Source organism: Nocardia sp. CS682, from assembly GCF_004634405.1.
Taxonomy (GTDB): Bacteria; Actinomycetota; Actinomycetes; order Mycobacteriales; family Mycobacteriaceae; genus Nocardia; species Nocardia ninae.
Genome location: NZ_CP029710.1, coordinates 8160429 through 8176586, shown reverse-complemented (window position 1 = coordinate 8176586; position 16158 = coordinate 8160429). Strand labels below are relative to the sequence as shown.

Sequence of the window (16158 nt, the reverse complement as noted above, 5' to 3'; positions counted from 1 at the left end):
CAATCTGGGCATGGCTCAGGCTCGCTGAATACTCGGGGCCAGGGACGAGAGTGCCGGACCGGAGTCGGCTACTTCGGGTACGGCAGCTCGGCGGCGCCGTGCGGCACGCACCCAGTGCGCGATCCAGGCATAGCTGCCGCGAACCGCACACACGATCGTGACGGCGAAGAACAACGTGTAAACGACGTTGACGGCCATCAGCAGCCCGTACACGGTCGCAGCCGAGGCGCCGAACATCAACTGCGCTCGGGCCGGGAATGGTGTCGTGCCGGGGTCGTTGATCATGTAATTGGTGAACAGGATGAACGCGGTGCCGGTCATCGTGCCGAGGGCGGCGACCAAGGCGACGTCGAACAGTTCATGCCGGACGATGGCCTGGATCACGAACCCGGCGAGCCAGCCGGCGACCAGGGGTACCCGGCGCACCAACGTGGCATTGATCACGGTGCCCACGACCAGGAGCACGAGCGGGAGCGCCACCCGGAACATCGAATTGATGTTCTCGCCGAATTCGTAAGGCGGTGCGATGCTCACCCACGCGCTGAAGCACAGCAGCGTCACTGTGATCCCGAAATTGGAGGGATTCATGAAGTGTCGCATCCGCCCGGCGAAGGGGGCCTGGAGCACATGCTTGCTGGTGACTGCGACCGCGACGGCGAACAGGATCGGCCAAAACTGGTTGTTTGCGTAGAGCAGCATGTTCACCGCGAGGGCAGTGATGTGGGCCGGTAGGAGGAACTCGTAGACTCCGCGGAACCCTCGACCCAGGAACCGCGGCTCGGTGCCGTGGGCCCACGCACTGATCGTCTCGAAAACGAAGTCGATCGTATAAGCGGCGAGCACCGCCAGAATCGGCCACAGCGGCGGTTGTTCGAAGCCGAGGATGGTGTACCCGATGATGTTGAGAGCGGTGAGCGAGATCGCGAAGTTCCGTAGCGCAAGGTATCGAAAATCTTTGGCCGGCGGTTGCTTATCGTTCTGGTGAACGCTCGGGCCGGTGCCGTTTGTTGTGGAAGGTTCGACTGCGGGCATGGGTGCTTGATCGCCGACGATCGGTTTCCGGTTCAGCAAAGTCATGGTCTTGTGGTCCCCTCGTCGATCTCTGTGGCGGTATCGGTCAACATCAGCGCGTGTGTTCCGGGCGTCAGCTGGACTGTCTGGTGTTGCCGGGCACCGGCGTTGTCGATCCAATTGATTTCGGCGGTAACCGGGCCGATGTCCGAGCCCAGTCCGAAATGAACGTCGAAGCTGCGTTTACCGCTATGACCGCTGCCGCCGTCGAGCTGGCTGTGCATGGTCCGGCCGTCAGCGGTGCGTACGGTGACGGTTGCGTTGTACGCGGGTTGCCCGATGACCGCGGCGGGTCCGCTTGCGGAGGGCTGTGCCGGTCGATAGAGGCTGAGCTCCAACGGATTTCCCATGCGCGGAGACCTGTTCGCGAAGAACGCGGGTGGTCCCCATTGACGGGCGACTGCGAAGTCGAGTGTCCCGGTACCGGTGGTGTCGGCGACGGCAACACCGCGCGTGGGTATCGGCGCGTTGGTGCCGACCTCATCGGTGATGTTGACGTATTTTCCGTTGCCGCCCTTTGCGTACAGCGCCATACGGTGCCCGCCCGCGATGTCATCTCCGGGAGTTACCCTCGGCCAGGTCTTCGGGTCGTGGACCAGGACGTCGTTGCTGGTCGCCAGCTCTTGCAACCAGGGCCAACGGTTGTCGCCGCTGCCTTTGACGAACCCGGTCGTCTGGAGCACGTCGAGGGTTCCCGAGTTGCGCAGGTCAGCGGCCTTGATATCCCAACCCCAGCCTGACCATGCCAGTCCGAGTTGCTGGGCCTGCTGAGAGAACGGCGCGCGCCCGGCTGCGAGTTCTGCACGCATCGCGTCGGGCGTGGCGGTGTCGTTGCGCCAGGCGAAGTTGCTCTCCTGGATGCCCCACGGGGTGGTGATGTTGCTGACCAGCATGTCGAATTTGCCGCGGTTGTACAGGTCGGCGAAATCGACACCCATGCCTTTGAAGGAGTCACTACCCAGCACAAAGGATTTGGGGTCGGTCCATGTTCGATCACCGGTCACCGTGGTGAAACGGATAGTGCCGGGTGTGGACTGATTGAACAGCAGATGATCGTGTCCGAAGTCGTTGCCGATGTAGAGCTCGGGAATCAGGTCGCCGGTCAGGTCGCCGGCCCCGAGCGCCAACGTCCAGCCGGTCGAGTCGGCGTACGGGACAGCTTGTTTCTCCTCGACGTACGTCGGGAATCCGGCAGCGTCGTTGCCGTTCCACCGGAACACCCGCTCACCCGCGGCGTTCTTCGCGTTCGACATCGAGTCGTTCATCACGACGTCGGGGTGGCCGCTCGGGTCGAGCACGGCTGAATTCGGGAAGTAGTTGCCGAAGACGATGTCTGGATGGCCGTCACCGTCGAAGTCGGCGATCGAGACAGCATTGGTGTTCCACAGTTCACCGTTGTAGCGACCGCCGGGGCTGGCCGAGGGCACCACCTCGACCGGCGTGTACGATGCTGCAGACAGCTGACCGGGGTTCTTGTTGTGGTGGAAGATGATCGGCGTTCTCCCCCAGTAATAGACCAACAGGTCCATCTGGCCATCGCCGGTGAAATCGCCAGGCGCACAACCCATGGGGGCCATCGTCGAATCCACCACCAGTGGGTCCGGACGCAGCGCGAACGGCGTGAACTGATCGGCCGGCGCAGCGGTCGGCGTGTAAGTGACGATCACCGAGTCGGTGCGGGTGTCGACGATGCACATCCCGTCGGACCGGCCGTGTCCGACGAGGTCGTTGATCGCGACGGAGGCGCCGACCGACGAGATCCAGGATCGGATGTTCTCGTAGGCCGGATTCACCCGGCGCACCGTCTTCATCGGCACCTGGTCGTAGCCGGGTGGCATCGCGATCGGCATCGACTCCAGGTTGTAGTCAGCCGCAACGATGGCCGGATCTTCGGTGGTGACTTGGGCGCGTCCGATCAGGAACACCGAGATCAACAACGCCACTGCGCCGAGCGCTGGGACGAGAATTCTGATGCGAGATTTCATGATTCGACCTGCGCTGTCGCTGTCTTGGACGAGTTGCCGCTTTCGAGTTCCGCGCTCGCGCATCGGTGCCGGATACGATCGCGCCACACCGCGTAGGCGACCTGCCCGTCGACGATCGGTTCGGTGGGACGGGTATCGACGGCGACATCCGCGGCATGGATCACGCTGTGGCCGGTAAGGATTCGTACGGCTTTCGTGGTCGCGGGCTGCGTAATGCCTGCCCGCCGGCGGGCCTCGGCAGCGAATACCGCGCCTTGCGCCAAGCACAGGCGGTGCTCTGCGGCGCGCCGGGCCAGGCCGGTGAGCTCGGATTCGGTGGCTCCGCCGGCATAGGTGGCCGCTAGGCCGAGGCCGGCGAACAAGTCCGCGCGCCGATGCGGGGCGAACCCGTCGATCAACGTGCACGCGCGGTCCGGATCGGCACCGGACACGAACCACAGCGCTCGGCCGATGCCCTGGTCAATCGCGTTTCTGGCGTAATCGCCGGTAGCAATCGACAGTTGCGGCGGGTCTGTGTCCACGTAGTGGTCGTCCACGTACTTGCTGGTCCGGAAATACGCCTGGTGGAATCCGTAGCCGTCGAGCGCCAGCCAGACCAGAACCGGATCGGTAAGGCCGACCGTTGCTGCTCGATGCAACTGCCGCGGAAGTCTGGCCAAGGCCCAGCCGACACCGACGTACAGCATGTAGACGTGTTCTTCGGACACTGCGATGAAGTCGCTGACGTGATGCCGGTGCCCAATCGGCAACGCATCGCGAATCGCCAAAGCCATTGCGGCGCCCTCGAATGCGAATCCGCGCCGGTTGCCTTCGATGTCCCGTAGAGCAGTCGCGGCTTCGGCCGAAGTCGGGTGTTCGGCGGCGAGGCCGAAGCCTTCGAGAAATGCCCGCCCCGCGGTCTCCAGACTGGCTTGTGCGGATGGGGATCCGATGGGGAATCCCCGGACTTCCATCAGTACGTCGCGTGTATCGGGGGTGAGCGCAGCGCGGCGCATCCGTCTCAACCAGGGAGTCATTTCAGCCTCTCCTCTAGATCCATTGGTTTGGATTCGCAGCAGGACATGGACGTCAGGTGTAGAAGCTCGGCTGCGGGAGCTCGCCGAGCAATTGGTATCGACCGACCTCGCGCTGTTTGTAGGCGACCGGGTCATGAAGGCTGTGCGTGCGCAGGTTTCGCCAAAATCGGTCGTAGCCGTGCCGGGAAGCGGTCGATCGAGCGCCCATCACGTCGAATATGCGCGTCGTGATCTCGAGGCCGTCCTTGATGATTCGCTGCTTGGCCGCCGAGATGCGCACTGCCACTTCGCCACGCTGCGGCAGCGTGACAGATTCTCTTGCCGCGTGCAGCAATCCGGACAGCTCATCGTTGACCTGGTCGATCAGGGCTGCGGTCGCCCACAACTTCGACCGGAAATCCCCGTAGGCCTCGAGGATGTACCACTCCTCGGTCGCGGACTCTTTGTCGTCGCCGCCGTAGGGCCAGGGGCGAGTTATCGTCCGGGTGTACTCCGCAGCTGCCTCCATCGCCCCTTCGGCTATGCCCTGGTACAGATTGGTCATGATCAACTGCAGCGTGACCAGCGAAAGGCTGCTGTAGAACACTGTTGCGGCAAGGCTGTTGTCGGCCGCGCCGAGCACCGCGCTCCGTGGGACGACAAGGTCGCTGATCGTGACGCTCCCCGACTCGGTTTGCCGTTGCCCCATGTTGTCCCAGTCGTCGTTGTAGACGAGGCCGGGCGTCTTCGAGTCGACGATCAGAAAGACCGGCCGGCCGTCGCTGAAAGTCCCTAGCAGACAGGTGAGATCGGAGACTGCACTACCTGACGCGAACGCTTTACGGCCGTTGAGATGGAGCTCGTCACCGTTCTCGGTCACACGGACGTCTTTGTCTCGCGGATTGATCGCGCCGCCGAAGAAGAGATTCGAGCGAACGTAAAGCTCCTCGTACCTATCGATCTGGTCCGCAGTGCCGAAGAAGCGAACCGCCCAGGCCCACAGGTAGTGATAGCCGAGCAGCTGACCTATCGACCCGTCGGCCTTCGACACTTCGCGGCACACCCGCAACGCCGTGGACCAGGTTTGGCCGCCACCGCCACGCGAACGGTCACCCAGGATCGTCACCAGCCCGGCGTCCTTGAGTAATTGGATCTCGGTGTGCGGAGCGGTTCCCACTCGGTCCCGCTCCGCAGCATCCAGCGCGAGGACCGCCGCGACCTCACGGGCCCGGGTGATCCATCCGTCGGGGATCGCCGGCCTGACCGCCCAGTCAGCAACGGGTGCAGGTGCAAAAGCCATGACAAAGTTCCGTTCTGGTGAAGTCGAGACGGTCTGACGCCGATCGGCGGTCTACTGCCCTACGCGGTAGCGCAGCTGCTGTATCCCTCGCGAATGATGTGCGCGGCCATGCCCACATAGGCGGCCGGATCCTCGGGCACGATCGCTGCCATGCCGTCGCAGTAACGGTTGTACATACAGAAGGCAGCCGATATCAGCACCGAGTCATGGATTTCGGTGTCTGTCGCGCCCGCGGTGCGAGCCGCCTCGACCATCTCGTCGTTGACGAGTTTGCCGCTTTCCGCCACGGCCTCCGCGATGGTGATCAGCGCACGCATCTTCGGTGTCAGCGGGGCGCTGTCGATGTCGGCGAGCACCTTGTCCACGACGGTTCGACCCTCTGGGCTCTGTTGAGCGCTGACTTCGCTGTGGGTCCGGACGCAGAATTCGCAGTTGTTCAATTGCGAGACGTAGGCGGCGATCAACTCGCGATCGGACCTGCTCATGCTGTGTTCACTGCGGAGCAGCACCTCGGCGAGCTGGCTGATCGGACGGCCAGTTTCCTGGCGGTACTGCATGAGTCCGGGGGTTCCCGGCGGCAGATTTGCGGGAATAGTGACGTGCGGCATTCGAAGCTCCTTGAATGGTTTCCGACCAACCGGGCGCATACGTCGCCCGGGCACTGGTCTAGTACTGAGAGTTGGTCCGCCAGTGCGCGACTCGGCGGAACATCGAGTTAAACGTCGGCTCCCGACCATCGACTGATCCAGCTGACTTCTTCCTCCTCCTTTTCGACGTGCGACTCCGCGGACAGCTCGGTCAGCGTCACTGTCGGCGCCGGTTCCGTGTAGAAATTTCCGGCGCCTTTGGCCGCCAGGCCACCGCCTGCCTCGACATAGCAGTAGCCATCGCCGTTGAATTCTGTTGTCTCGATGTCGATTCCGAGATGACGTGCGACCCCGGTCGCGACCGCTGCAGCCTGACCTCGGGCGAACACCGCAGCTTTAGGCAGCGGTTTGCCGTTCGCCAACGTCACGAGCGCGACATCGCCGAGCGCCCACACGCCCTCCTCGGCGGTCGTCAGGGTCCGTGGGTCGACCGGTATCCACCCGGCCTCGCTGAAGCGTGCTTCGACAACCGGACGTGGTGCGCCGTGGGGCGGGATGGCAATCAGGTAGTCGAACGCGGCTCGTGATCCATCCGCGAATCGCAGCTCGCCCTCCGGATCCACTCGCTCGATCGGCATCAACGGGTGGTACTCGATATCTCGCTCGGCAAGCAGTGCGGCCAAGCGTTTGCCCACGGCTGGACCGGCGACCGGCATCGGTAGCGGCTCAGGGGTGTAGAAGTCGATTTGCACGCCCGACCGAACACCACGCTCCGCTAGCAAGTCAGCAGCTAGAAGAACACCTTCGTAAGGCGCTGCGGGACATTTGAAGGGCATCGCGGCGACTACGAACGCCAAACGGCCACCACTCAATCGGCGCAACTGATCGTGAACCGCCAGTGCTCCGTCCACGGTGTAGAACTCCCCCGCACGCCCAGCGTTGATTGCTTCCGGGAGGCCAACGAGCCCTTGTGGTCTCAGCTCTGCGCCGAGGGCGATCACCAGCGCGTCGTAGCTGATCTCGCCGGCCGCCGTAACGACACTCCGGCCGGCGAGATCGATTCGCCCGACTTCGGACTCGACCACGTCGACATCGAGACTGTTCAGTCGATCCGGCGTGTGCATGACCTGGTCAGAGCTGCGCCAGCCACGCATGATCCACAGCAGCGACAGTCCCTGCGCCGTCTTCAGACAGCGGTCGACAATGACGATCCGATCATCAGGATCGAGCATCTCGCGTAACAAACTCGCAGTGGTCAAACCACCAGCGCCAGCACCGAGAACTACAACGGTTCGCGACATGAGGAACGGTCCTCCAACAGTGAAAGGTGGATCAAACGTTGATGACGGTGTCTGCCCACTCCGTCCAACGGCCGAGCTCGGGCATCGATGAGCGATGCGTTCCTTTCACGAGATCGGTGTCCGGAATACCGCGTGCGTCCAGGCATGTTCCACAAGAACCGAGGGCCCCGCCGTGTTCTACGATGCTGCGGACCATCGTCTCGATGTTGTAGTAGCCGTCCGGCGTCTTCTGACCTGGCCGGACCGCACCCACCGAGTCACCCATGAAGAATACTTTTACCTCGTTATTCGACTGGCCCGCCAGCATTCGCTGCGCCCAGCGGAGTCCGTTATACGTGCGCTCTGTGCCATATGGAGGATCGTGAAGCACAAACAAGAACTTCATTTTTCAGTTCTCCAATCCCGGAATACCGGCGTCCCCGATCGCGGCACGGAATATTTGCCCGCCGCATTTCTTCACCGCTTCATTATGGTCAGAGGTCTCTCGCGCTGACAATGAACTCAATCCGTAAGCGATGATCGACCGACAGTGCTTGCGCACGCCAAAGGGAAGCAGTCGATTTCAGACATGTTCAACTTCGGAGATTCCGCATTTGAAAATATGTTGGAAACGCTGAACACAGACAAGTGCGCGTCAGCGGCTGTCGCTGCCAGGCACGGGAACCCGCGAAGACCACCAGCCGCTGAATCACGGACCACGAGGGGGTGGCCGCGCAACTCAGGGCTGATGGTCGAAATGCCACAGCTGCAGGCGAGCTGCCATAGGCCGCCTGCGCACACTTCTCCTATACAACCGTCGCGACGACCTCGAGGTACTCGGCCTCAGCGATATTGGTGCCGTCCTGAGCGCGGTTTGCTCGCTCGAACTCCGCTATGGCCGCAGCAGAGATCTCCTCTTGCTTCTCCGGTGTCAGTGCCTTGAAAGCAATATGCCAAGGAGGCAGATGGTCAAGCAGCAACCGAACCTGCGCCTCCGCAGTCGCTGCGCAGTATTCGTGAATACGAACCGCACTCGTCAGCTTCACCCGGTCGCCGAACAGCTCGCGGCAATGCGCTTCGGTGCCCCACAGTGTGGGCGGGCCGCTGCCTCCCGGCTTCGCTCCAGCGTTCGGCGGCTGGGCCATCGCCTTCGCCATCATCCCCTGCAAGCGGCCGACAAGACCACCAGGCGTCCAGCTTGCGAGTCCGATCCGTCCACCCGGCCGACAGACCCGAATCAGCTCGTCCGCGGTGCGCGCGTGGTTCGGCGCGTACATCGCCCCGAAGGTCGACATGACCACGTCGAAGGAGTCAGTATCGAACGGCAGGTCCTGGGCATCGGCTGTTTCGACTCGAAGATTCAGACCCTCGCACGATGCCCGTCGGGCCGCGGTTTCGAGCGACGACGCCACCAAGTCGGTGGCGATGACGCGTGCACCGCGTCGGGCCGCCGAGAGAGCGGCATTGCCGGATCCGGCGCCGACATCCAAGACATGCTGGCCCGGGTGCACGTCTACGGCGCGGGCCAGCAATTCGCCGACATATACATCACGCACCGCAATCGGGTGATAGTCGACTGCGCCCCACATACTGCGCATTCGATTCATAATTTCTGGCGCCACAGTCATCCCGGCTCCTTTTCCCGGAATACGCGAATTTTCACGAATTCCTATCCGACGATGGTTACTGCACAATGGTCTCGCCGAGGAACCGGGGCGTCAAATAAAAAGTACTGAAAACGGCCACAGAATAAATCTGCGGCCGTACATGATCAGAGTTTCTATGATTTGTCACTTCATGGAGACGGTGTCCACCTTGACCGAGCGCGGCCGGATCAGGAGCGCGGGGATCAAACCAGCAAGAGTGATCGCGGCGAGCACCACCGCAGCCGGCGTGTAGCCGTCAACAAAGTCTTGCGGAGACTGGTAGCCGCCGAACGAAGTGAAGATGGCCACGGCGACGGCCACACCGAACACCGCACCCACCTGCCTTATGGTGTTGCTGACACCAGAGGCCACACCGAGATGATCCGGATCGACGACCCTCATCACCGCGGTAGCCAGTGCGGGGAACAGCGCCGCCACACCGACGCCGGCCACGATCAGGGGCAACACGAGAGTCCCGTACCCGGCACCTGATTTGACCAACGGCCCTATCGCAAAGAACGCGCCGGCGAACAGCACGATCGCGACAATCACGATAGGTCGTTCGCCGATTCTGTCCGCGAGCATACCCGCAATCGGAGCAACAACAGGTGCGAGCGCCACCCACGGCAGCATTTTGATACCGACCATCAGCGGGTCGTTTCCGAGCGCAAGCTGCAGGTACTGCGCGAAAAGGAATGCGTTGCCATAAAGTCCGGCACCCAGAACGAAACCGACTCCGCAGCCACCCGAGAAGCTCAAATTCTCAAACATCTTCAACGGCATCATCGGTGCCGATGTCCGTCGCTGCCAGGCAACAAACGCGATCAGCAGGAGCAACCCCGCAATGATGCCACCGACGATGGAGGGTGCGGACCAGCCGACCTCACCACCGCGCAGCAGCGCTTGCGACAATGACACCACACCGGCCGTCGACAGGAACATGCCCAAGAAGTCGATCCCGGTCGCGCTACCGCGGGTCTCCGGAATCTTCCGCCAGGCAAGCACTATTACGGCGATGCCGATGGGCACGTTCAACCAGAAACACCACTCCCAGGACAAGAAGTGGATAATCGTTCCGCCGACCAGCGGACCAACCGCGACCGCCATTCCCATCACCGCACCCCAGATGCCGAACGCGGTGCCCCGGCGCTCCGATGGCGTCGACGCCGTGATCACCGCGAGCGCCAGCGCTGTCGCGATGCCGCCGCCGAGCCCTTGGAAACCGCGAGCGAGCACAAGCATTTCCATGCTGGTGCTGAGTGCGCACAGCACGGATCCGACCGTGAACCACGCGACTCCGACGATGAACATCCGCTTGCGTCCATACCGGTCGCCGATCACCGAGCCGGTGAGGATCAGCGCGGCGAAGCCGATCTCGTAGGCGTTGATGCTCCACCCGATACCTGCTGCGTCCGTTCCGAACTCGAGGTGCAGCGTCGACACGGCGGTCATCATGATCAGCACGTCCAGCCCAACCATGAATGACGCGACCGAGCCTAAAGCCACGGTCCAGGCGCGGCTTCCTGCGATGTCCTGACTATCAACTGCTGTCGCCAATGTCGGCTCCCCTCGTGAAGTCGTTCGACCAGCGTTCGTGGACGGAGGGGTCGCCGACTCCAAAGAAGCCCTCGCCGGCGACCGCTCACCCGTCTGAGATGGGTTTATTTGTTCGCGAGCGCCGCCGCGTAGGCATCCAGGTTGGCCTGCCAGCCGCCGCCTTGGTTGATGCCGTCGTAGACGCCCTGCCCCTGGACCAGTCGCTCGATGTTTCGATGCTCGACGTCGACCTTGGTCTGATCCGGACCTTCCGGTGCGAAGCGGATCTCGATCTCGCTGGCGTGATCAGGATCGGCGTCGAACGCGAACATCCCGTTGATCTGCCAGGTCAAGACGATCTTGTTCGGCGGGTCCCACGCGATCACGCGCCCCCAGTCGCATTCCGAACCGTCCACGCCTTTCTCGAACCACCGGCCGCCCTCCCGAGGTTCGATGACGCCGTCCGCCATGTCGACCTGACCGATGTGGAAGACGGTCGGCCACCAGCTTCCAAATGACTCGGTGAAAAACTTGAACGCGTGCTCCAGCGGCACATCGACCGTGACGGTCCCACTGATCACCGGGATCGAGGCTGGTGTACTCATAGATGACTCCTTTTCTGCCGTAGATAACGCCGCTTCCGCGGCGTTTCGAAAAGAGCGGAGCGCATCTTCCTGGATTTGATCCAGATACGCTCGTATTCCTGCCACACCCTCGACGTTGAGTCGGTAGACGTGTCTTGTGCCCTGCACCTCGCAGATGACAAGTCCACCGATTCGCAGCGCAGAAAGGTGCTGGGACACCGCCGGCCTACTAATGGGTAACAATTCCGCCAGCTCGCCGACCGAACGCGGCCCCCGAGCAAGGTGCTCGAAAATCGCGCGCCTACTACGGTCACCGAGCAACATGAGAGCAGCTGAACCCCCGTAAGTGTCCACCGTGAACCTCCGTTAGTGTTCACTGACGGTTAGACTAGACTTATACACCGATGGGGTGCAAGGGCCCTCGCCAAAACCGTTTCGAGTCGTCGCTGGACGACCGAATCATGGCCGCTCAACCGGATTTGAGCGCGTGGAAAACCACGTAGGCACCCTGTCGATCGAGGCGAAGGTCGACGAATCCCGCGCCGGTGAGGCACTCCCGCAAGTCCTCGGCGGAGCCGACGGTCGCGAACTGGTCAGTGCGCTGGAACTTCGCAATGGCCGCGGCCGACAAGGCGCTGCCCCCGGTGACGACGACGGTGCCGCGCAACTCGCCACCGACGCGCAGCACCCTGGCCATCTCCTGCACAGCCGCTGCCGGATCAGGAAAACAGTGCAGCCCGTTGTAACTCACGCACACATCGAACGAGCTGTCGGCGAAGGGCATACGCGCCACGTCGGTCTGGACGTACTCGATGTCGGAGAGGCCGCGGCGAGCCGCCTCGGCTCTCGCGGTGTCGAGCATGAAGGGCGAAATATCAGCGGCGACGAAGCGAATTCCGGCTGTCCCCTCGATACCTCGAAACGCCACGCCGCCTCCGCAAGGCACGTCGAGTACACGGGTCCCGGCGGCGAGATCGGCAAGCGCTGCGATGTCCGCGTAGAGCGGTCGCACGTCAGCGCCCCAGACGATCCTGCTCATCAAGCGAAACAGGACCGGCCGGCGAATTGTGTAGTTGTAGACCCGCTGGCTCCTCTTTCCTGAGCTCCAGCGGCGGGCCACCTTGTCGTTCGCGACAGCCATCTGCGTTTCCATTCTTCGATTCCGATCACTGGGATTCCGCGTTGTAGCTGGGGCCGCCGGTGTGGACGCTCTCGGCTACCGCGGCAGTCATCCGGTTCAGGATCTCGGCGAGGATGCCGGGGGCAGTGGCGAAGTTCAGGCGGACGAAGTCACCGCAGCCAGGCCCGAAGGTCTTGCCCGTGCTGAGTTCCACTCGAGCAGCGTCCCGAAAGAACAAGGCGGGGTCATCTTTCTGGAGCCTTCCGCAGTCAAGCCAGAGCAGATAGTTCGCCTCGGGTGGATCGCACCCGAGCGTCGGCATCCGCTGAACAATACTGTCGCACACTATGTCTCGGTTCTGTCGAAGTCGGTTCCGGACTGCATCCAGCCAATCGTCACCGTCGCGCCATGCGGCCTTCGTTGCCTCGATTCCGAGTACGTTGACCACACCGAAGACATCCGGAGGTGCGGCGTCGATCGCGTCGCGCAGTTCTACCGGACCGATGTGGGTCACCGCGCACCGTAGACCAGCGAAGTTGAAGGCTTTGGTCGCCGAGGTCATCGTGATTGTCCGCGCCGCGATCTCGGAACTCAGCGATGCGATCGGGATGTGCCGGTGCGGCGCGAACGCGAGATCGGCGAGCACCTCATCGGCCACGACCACCATGTCGTTGGTGATCGCGATCTCCGCGAGCTCCTCGAGTTCCGTCCTGGTGAACACTCGTCCGGTCGGGTTATGTGGATTCACAATGATCAGCACACGCGGGCGTTCCCTGGCGATCGTCCGGCGGAGCCGCTGCAGGTCGAATGACCATCCCGCGTCGGTACGTTCGATCGGATCGGCGACGGCACGCCGACCCATCATCGTCACCGTCTTCAGAAACGGTGGGTAACTCGGCGTTTGAACGACGACACCATCTCCCGGCTCAGTCATCGTCTGGATGACTATCTGGATTGCTTGGATGATGTCGCTGAAGCTGCGTACCCAATCAGGTTCCGGCGCCCACTGATACAACGCCATCCGCGCGGTGAAGTCTTCGGCGAGTGGGTCTGGACCCATCCAGTTCGACCAGGCGGGATATCCGAGATCGCCTCGCTTCAGGGTATCCGTCAGTGCGTTCAGCACCGGCGGTGCTACTGGGAAGTCCATGTCCGCGATCCACGCGGGAAGAACGTCGGGCGCGACCCGCGCCCATTTGACTCCGGTCTTGCGCCGAAGCCAGGCGAGATCGAGCCGGTCAAGTCCACACGCGCGCAGGTCCGTCTCGTTCACGGGTCGATAGGTCACCGCTGAATCGTCCGTCGGATCAGCGGCCGACGGCATGCCGCGCCTCCGGCTCGACCTGATCCGCTCGGACCTGCCACCGCCGTCCGTCTGCTGACGGCACGAACTTGGAAGCACCGGCGGGCGTCGGCGCGCCAGGGTCGACAGCGCCCCGCATGTCCCGGATGCCCATCTCCATCCCCTTGGCAAAGCCACCAATCATCGCCGGCGGAATAGGCATTGTCCTGGCCTCCGGAGGAAGTCCGCCCGGGGGAATGATGTCGCGCGCCATCATGCCCCCGACCACGTCCAGGAATGCCTGGAGAACCGAGCCGTCATGGTGGGCGGCGCGCTTGGCCTCCCAGTAGTACGACTCCTCGGTGAGGTTCATCTTGTAGAACGCGACGAGAAAATCCCGGAAGATCGCGAATTCACGGCGGTACCGATCTTCGAACTCGCCGAAGCAGGTGGCTTCGTCCGCACTACCCGCCAGGTGCGTATTGATTGCCCGCGCCGCGAGCAGCGCACCATACGTTGACAGGTGGACTCCGGATGAAAATACCGGATCGATGAACATCGCCGCATCGCCGACAACAGCCATGCCAGGCCGCCAGAGCACGGGCCGGTCGTACGAATAGTCCTTGCGCACTCGAACTGTGTCGTACGGTGCTGTCGTCGACCGTACGGCATCGCGCAGATAGCGGTCGACGAGCGGGCACTGAGCGATGTACGAGCGCAGCGCAGCATCGGGATCCGCTTGAATCGGTCCTGCCTTGTCCGCACCGACAACGGCGCCGACGCTGGTCAGTTTGTCGCTCAACGGTATATACCAGAACCAACCGTCGTCGAAGGCCGCCGAGAGAATATTTCCACTGTTCGGCTCCGGTAGCCGCTCTCCGCCTTCGAAATATGAGAACACCGCCAGGTTCCGGAAGAATGGCGAGTATTCACGGTCTCCGCCCACGGCTCGATGTATGCGGCTCCCGTTACCGGAAGCATCGATGACAAATTTCGCGGTGGCCGTGCGGCGTTGCCCGCTGTCATCGGTAAAGGTAACCCCGCTTACCCGACCGTCGTCTTCGAGCACGCCGTTCACACCGTGGTTCTGACGGACGTCCACACCTTTTCGTTGCGCATTGAGCAGGAGAATCCCATCGAACTTCATACGCTCAACTTGATAACCGTATGCACCGAGCTCGATCATGTCCGGAGACGCCGCGAAAGCAAATGTCCACGGCTCGCTACTGGCACCCCATCGGAAGGTTCCGCCATTCTTCCGGACGAACCCCGCAGCCTCGACTTCCTCGTGGACGCCGAGCAGCGGCAGGATGCCATGGATCGTCGACGGAAGTAGTGATTCGCCAATCTGATAGCGCGGCAACCTATCTCGCTCGAGCAGCAAGACGCGATGACCATCCAATGCGATGACGGTAGAGGCCGTCGATCCGGCCGGCCCACCGCCAACCACGATGACATCCCAATCGGTCGTAGTCATATGATCCTCCGTTCGAACCGCACTGGAGCGACTCACCAGAACCGGTGCCGATACCACTTCGAAAAATTGTCGCCACCCGAGGATGTCACTGTCAAATTTTCAGACAAAGGGTGATCAATTTCCAGGGAATGAAAGCCCAAAGCGGCCGCACCCCACCTGAACCCTTGCCGCATAATCCATATTCATTCAATCTAATGGACAATTGTTGACAGTCCACCCCCTTGCCAAGGAGCTGAAGATGTCGTCAACGTCGTCACATGAGCTGGTCGGCCAATTGAATGAGCACTCGATCGACAGCAAAGCACTTCAGGACAATATCTTGCAGGATTCGAGCACCCGGCCATTATGGGTGTACGTTCCCCCCGGCTACGACGAAGACACTCAGCGGTATCCGTCAGTTTACCTTTTGCAGGGTTATATGGGACGGATCGAAATGTGGCGGAACCACTACCCGTTCCAGCGCCCCTTTATCGAGGTTATCGACGAGCGGATGGCCGCCGGCGAGATCCCACCCGCGATCGTGGTGTTCGTCGACACCTGGACAAAATATGGCGGAAGCCAGTTTGTCGACTCGGCGGGGACCGGCCGCTATCACTCCTACCTCTGCGACGAGATTGTCCCGTGGGTCGATTCCTACTACCGAACCCAGCCTGAGGCCGCGCACCGCGGTGTCTCCGGGAAATCCAGCGGCGGGTTCGGCGCCATGGTCACCGCGATGTTGCGGCCGGATCTCTTCGGCGGTTTGGCGACCCACGCCGGCGATGCGTTGTTCGAGTTCACGTGTTTCGCCAAATTCCCGATGTGCGTACGCTTCCTGCGTAGTTACGGCGGGGACATCGAACGATGGTGGCTGGACTTCCAGCAGCGCGGCAGCTTCACCCGGCCCGAGGACCCCTCCCTGCTGATCATCTACGGTATGTCCGCGTGCTTGTCGGCCCATCCGGACGGCACGCCCGAACTTCCGTTCGACCCATCGACGGGAATGCTTCGACCCGCGGTATGGCAGCGGTGGCTGGACTCGGATCCAGTGCGGATGGTGCCCCAGCACGCTGAGGCATTGCGATCCATGCGCGCCATCTGGGTCGATGGCGGCACACAGGACGAGCACTACCTGGACATCGGCGCGCAGGCGTTCCACGCGGCCCTCGAACAGGCCGGCGTCCCCGACGACGTCGTGCACTTCGAGCTGTTCCCAGGAAAACACAACGGCATCGATCACCGTTACCCTCTATCGCTGGGCTGGCTCGTCGAACGGCTCTCGGGGGACTGATCGGGCCCACCGTGTTCAACCTGAA

General features: G+C 62.3%; 14 protein-coding genes. 1 reads left to right on the top strand and 13 read right to left on the bottom strand.

Going from position 1 to position 16158, the window contains the following annotated elements; genetic code table 11:
• Positions 1–15 precede the first annotated feature (15 nt).
• The 13 genes from DMB37_RS37055 to DMB37_RS36990 form a co-directional block, all read right to left on the bottom strand.
• Complete coding sequence (locus DMB37_RS37055) at positions 16–1077, bottom strand: enediyne biosynthesis protein (RefSeq protein ID WP_206055110.1); 1062 nt, start codon at positions 1075–1077, stop codon at positions 16–18.
• Positions 1074–3056 (bottom strand): CRTAC1 family protein, encoded by a 1983-nt coding sequence (locus tag DMB37_RS37050; RefSeq protein ID WP_135236684.1) that lies wholly within the window; start codon positions 3054–3056, stop codon positions 1074–1076. Before DMB37_RS37050 ends, DMB37_RS37055 begins: the two co-directional genes overlap by 4 nt.
• Positions 3053–4072, bottom strand: coding sequence for a DUF1702 family protein (locus DMB37_RS37045; RefSeq protein ID WP_135236683.1), 1020 nt, complete (start codon positions 4070–4072; stop codon positions 3053–3055). The genes DMB37_RS37050 and DMB37_RS37045 overlap by 4 nt, the downstream gene beginning before the upstream one ends.
• Positions 4073–4124: 52 nt before the next feature.
• Entirely contained in the window at positions 4125–5351 is a 1227-nt protein-coding gene (locus DMB37_RS37040; RefSeq protein ID WP_135236682.1) for an acyl-CoA dehydrogenase family protein, read from the bottom strand.
• Positions 5352–5410: 59 nt separating this feature from the next.
• On the bottom strand, positions 5411–5959 hold the full coding sequence (locus DMB37_RS37035; RefSeq protein WP_135236681.1) for a carboxymuconolactone decarboxylase family protein: 549 nt from the start codon (positions 5957–5959) through the stop codon (positions 5411–5413).
• A 107-nt stretch (positions 5960–6066) separates the two neighbouring features.
• Positions 6067–7239, bottom strand: a complete 1173-nt coding sequence (locus tag DMB37_RS37030; RefSeq protein ID WP_135236680.1) for an NAD(P)/FAD-dependent oxidoreductase — start codon at positions 7237–7239, stop codon at positions 6067–6069.
• Positions 7240–7270: 31 nt separating this feature from the next.
• Positions 7271–7624: a DsrE/DsrF/TusD sulfur relay family protein gene (locus tag DMB37_RS37025; protein ID WP_135236679.1), complete on the bottom strand. Its 354-nt coding sequence runs from the start codon at positions 7622–7624 to the stop codon at positions 7271–7273.
• A 400-nt stretch (positions 7625–8024) separates the two neighbouring features.
• Complete coding sequence (locus tag DMB37_RS37020) at positions 8025–8846, bottom strand: class I SAM-dependent methyltransferase (protein WP_135236678.1); 822 nt, start codon at positions 8844–8846, stop codon at positions 8025–8027.
• A 162-nt stretch (positions 8847–9008) separates the two neighbouring features.
• Positions 9009–10421 (bottom strand): DHA2 family efflux MFS transporter permease subunit, encoded by a 1413-nt coding sequence (locus tag DMB37_RS37015; protein ID WP_135236677.1) that lies wholly within the window; start codon positions 10419–10421, stop codon positions 9009–9011.
• Between the two features lie 104 nt (positions 10422–10525).
• Positions 10526–11308 carry a metalloregulator ArsR/SmtB family transcription factor gene (locus DMB37_RS41600; RefSeq protein ID WP_240771870.1) on the bottom strand — a complete coding sequence of 261 codons (783 nt, stop codon included), beginning with the start codon at positions 11306–11308 and terminating at the stop codon, positions 10526–10528.
• 145 nt (positions 11309–11453) lie between these two features.
• Positions 11454–12137, bottom strand: a complete 684-nt coding sequence (locus DMB37_RS37000) for a class I SAM-dependent methyltransferase (protein ID WP_135236676.1) — start codon at positions 12135–12137, stop codon at positions 11454–11456.
• A gap of 13 nt (positions 12138–12150) precedes the next feature.
• Entirely contained in the window at positions 12151–13392 is a 1242-nt protein-coding gene (locus tag DMB37_RS36995; RefSeq protein WP_240771861.1) for a MalY/PatB family protein, read from the bottom strand.
• A gap of 19 nt (positions 13393–13411) precedes the next feature.
• On the bottom strand, positions 13412–14863 hold the full coding sequence (locus tag DMB37_RS36990) for a tryptophan 7-halogenase (protein ID WP_135236674.1): 1452 nt from the start codon (positions 14861–14863) through the stop codon (positions 13412–13414).
• A gap of 202 nt (positions 14864–15065) precedes the next feature.
• Between DMB37_RS36990 and DMB37_RS36985 the strand changes: the two genes are divergently transcribed.
• Positions 15066–16133 carry an esterase family protein gene (locus DMB37_RS36985; RefSeq protein ID WP_240771848.1) on the top strand — a complete coding sequence of 356 codons (1068 nt, stop codon included), beginning with the start codon at positions 15066–15068 and terminating at the stop codon, positions 16131–16133.
• Positions 16134–16158: the final 25 nt, after the last annotated feature.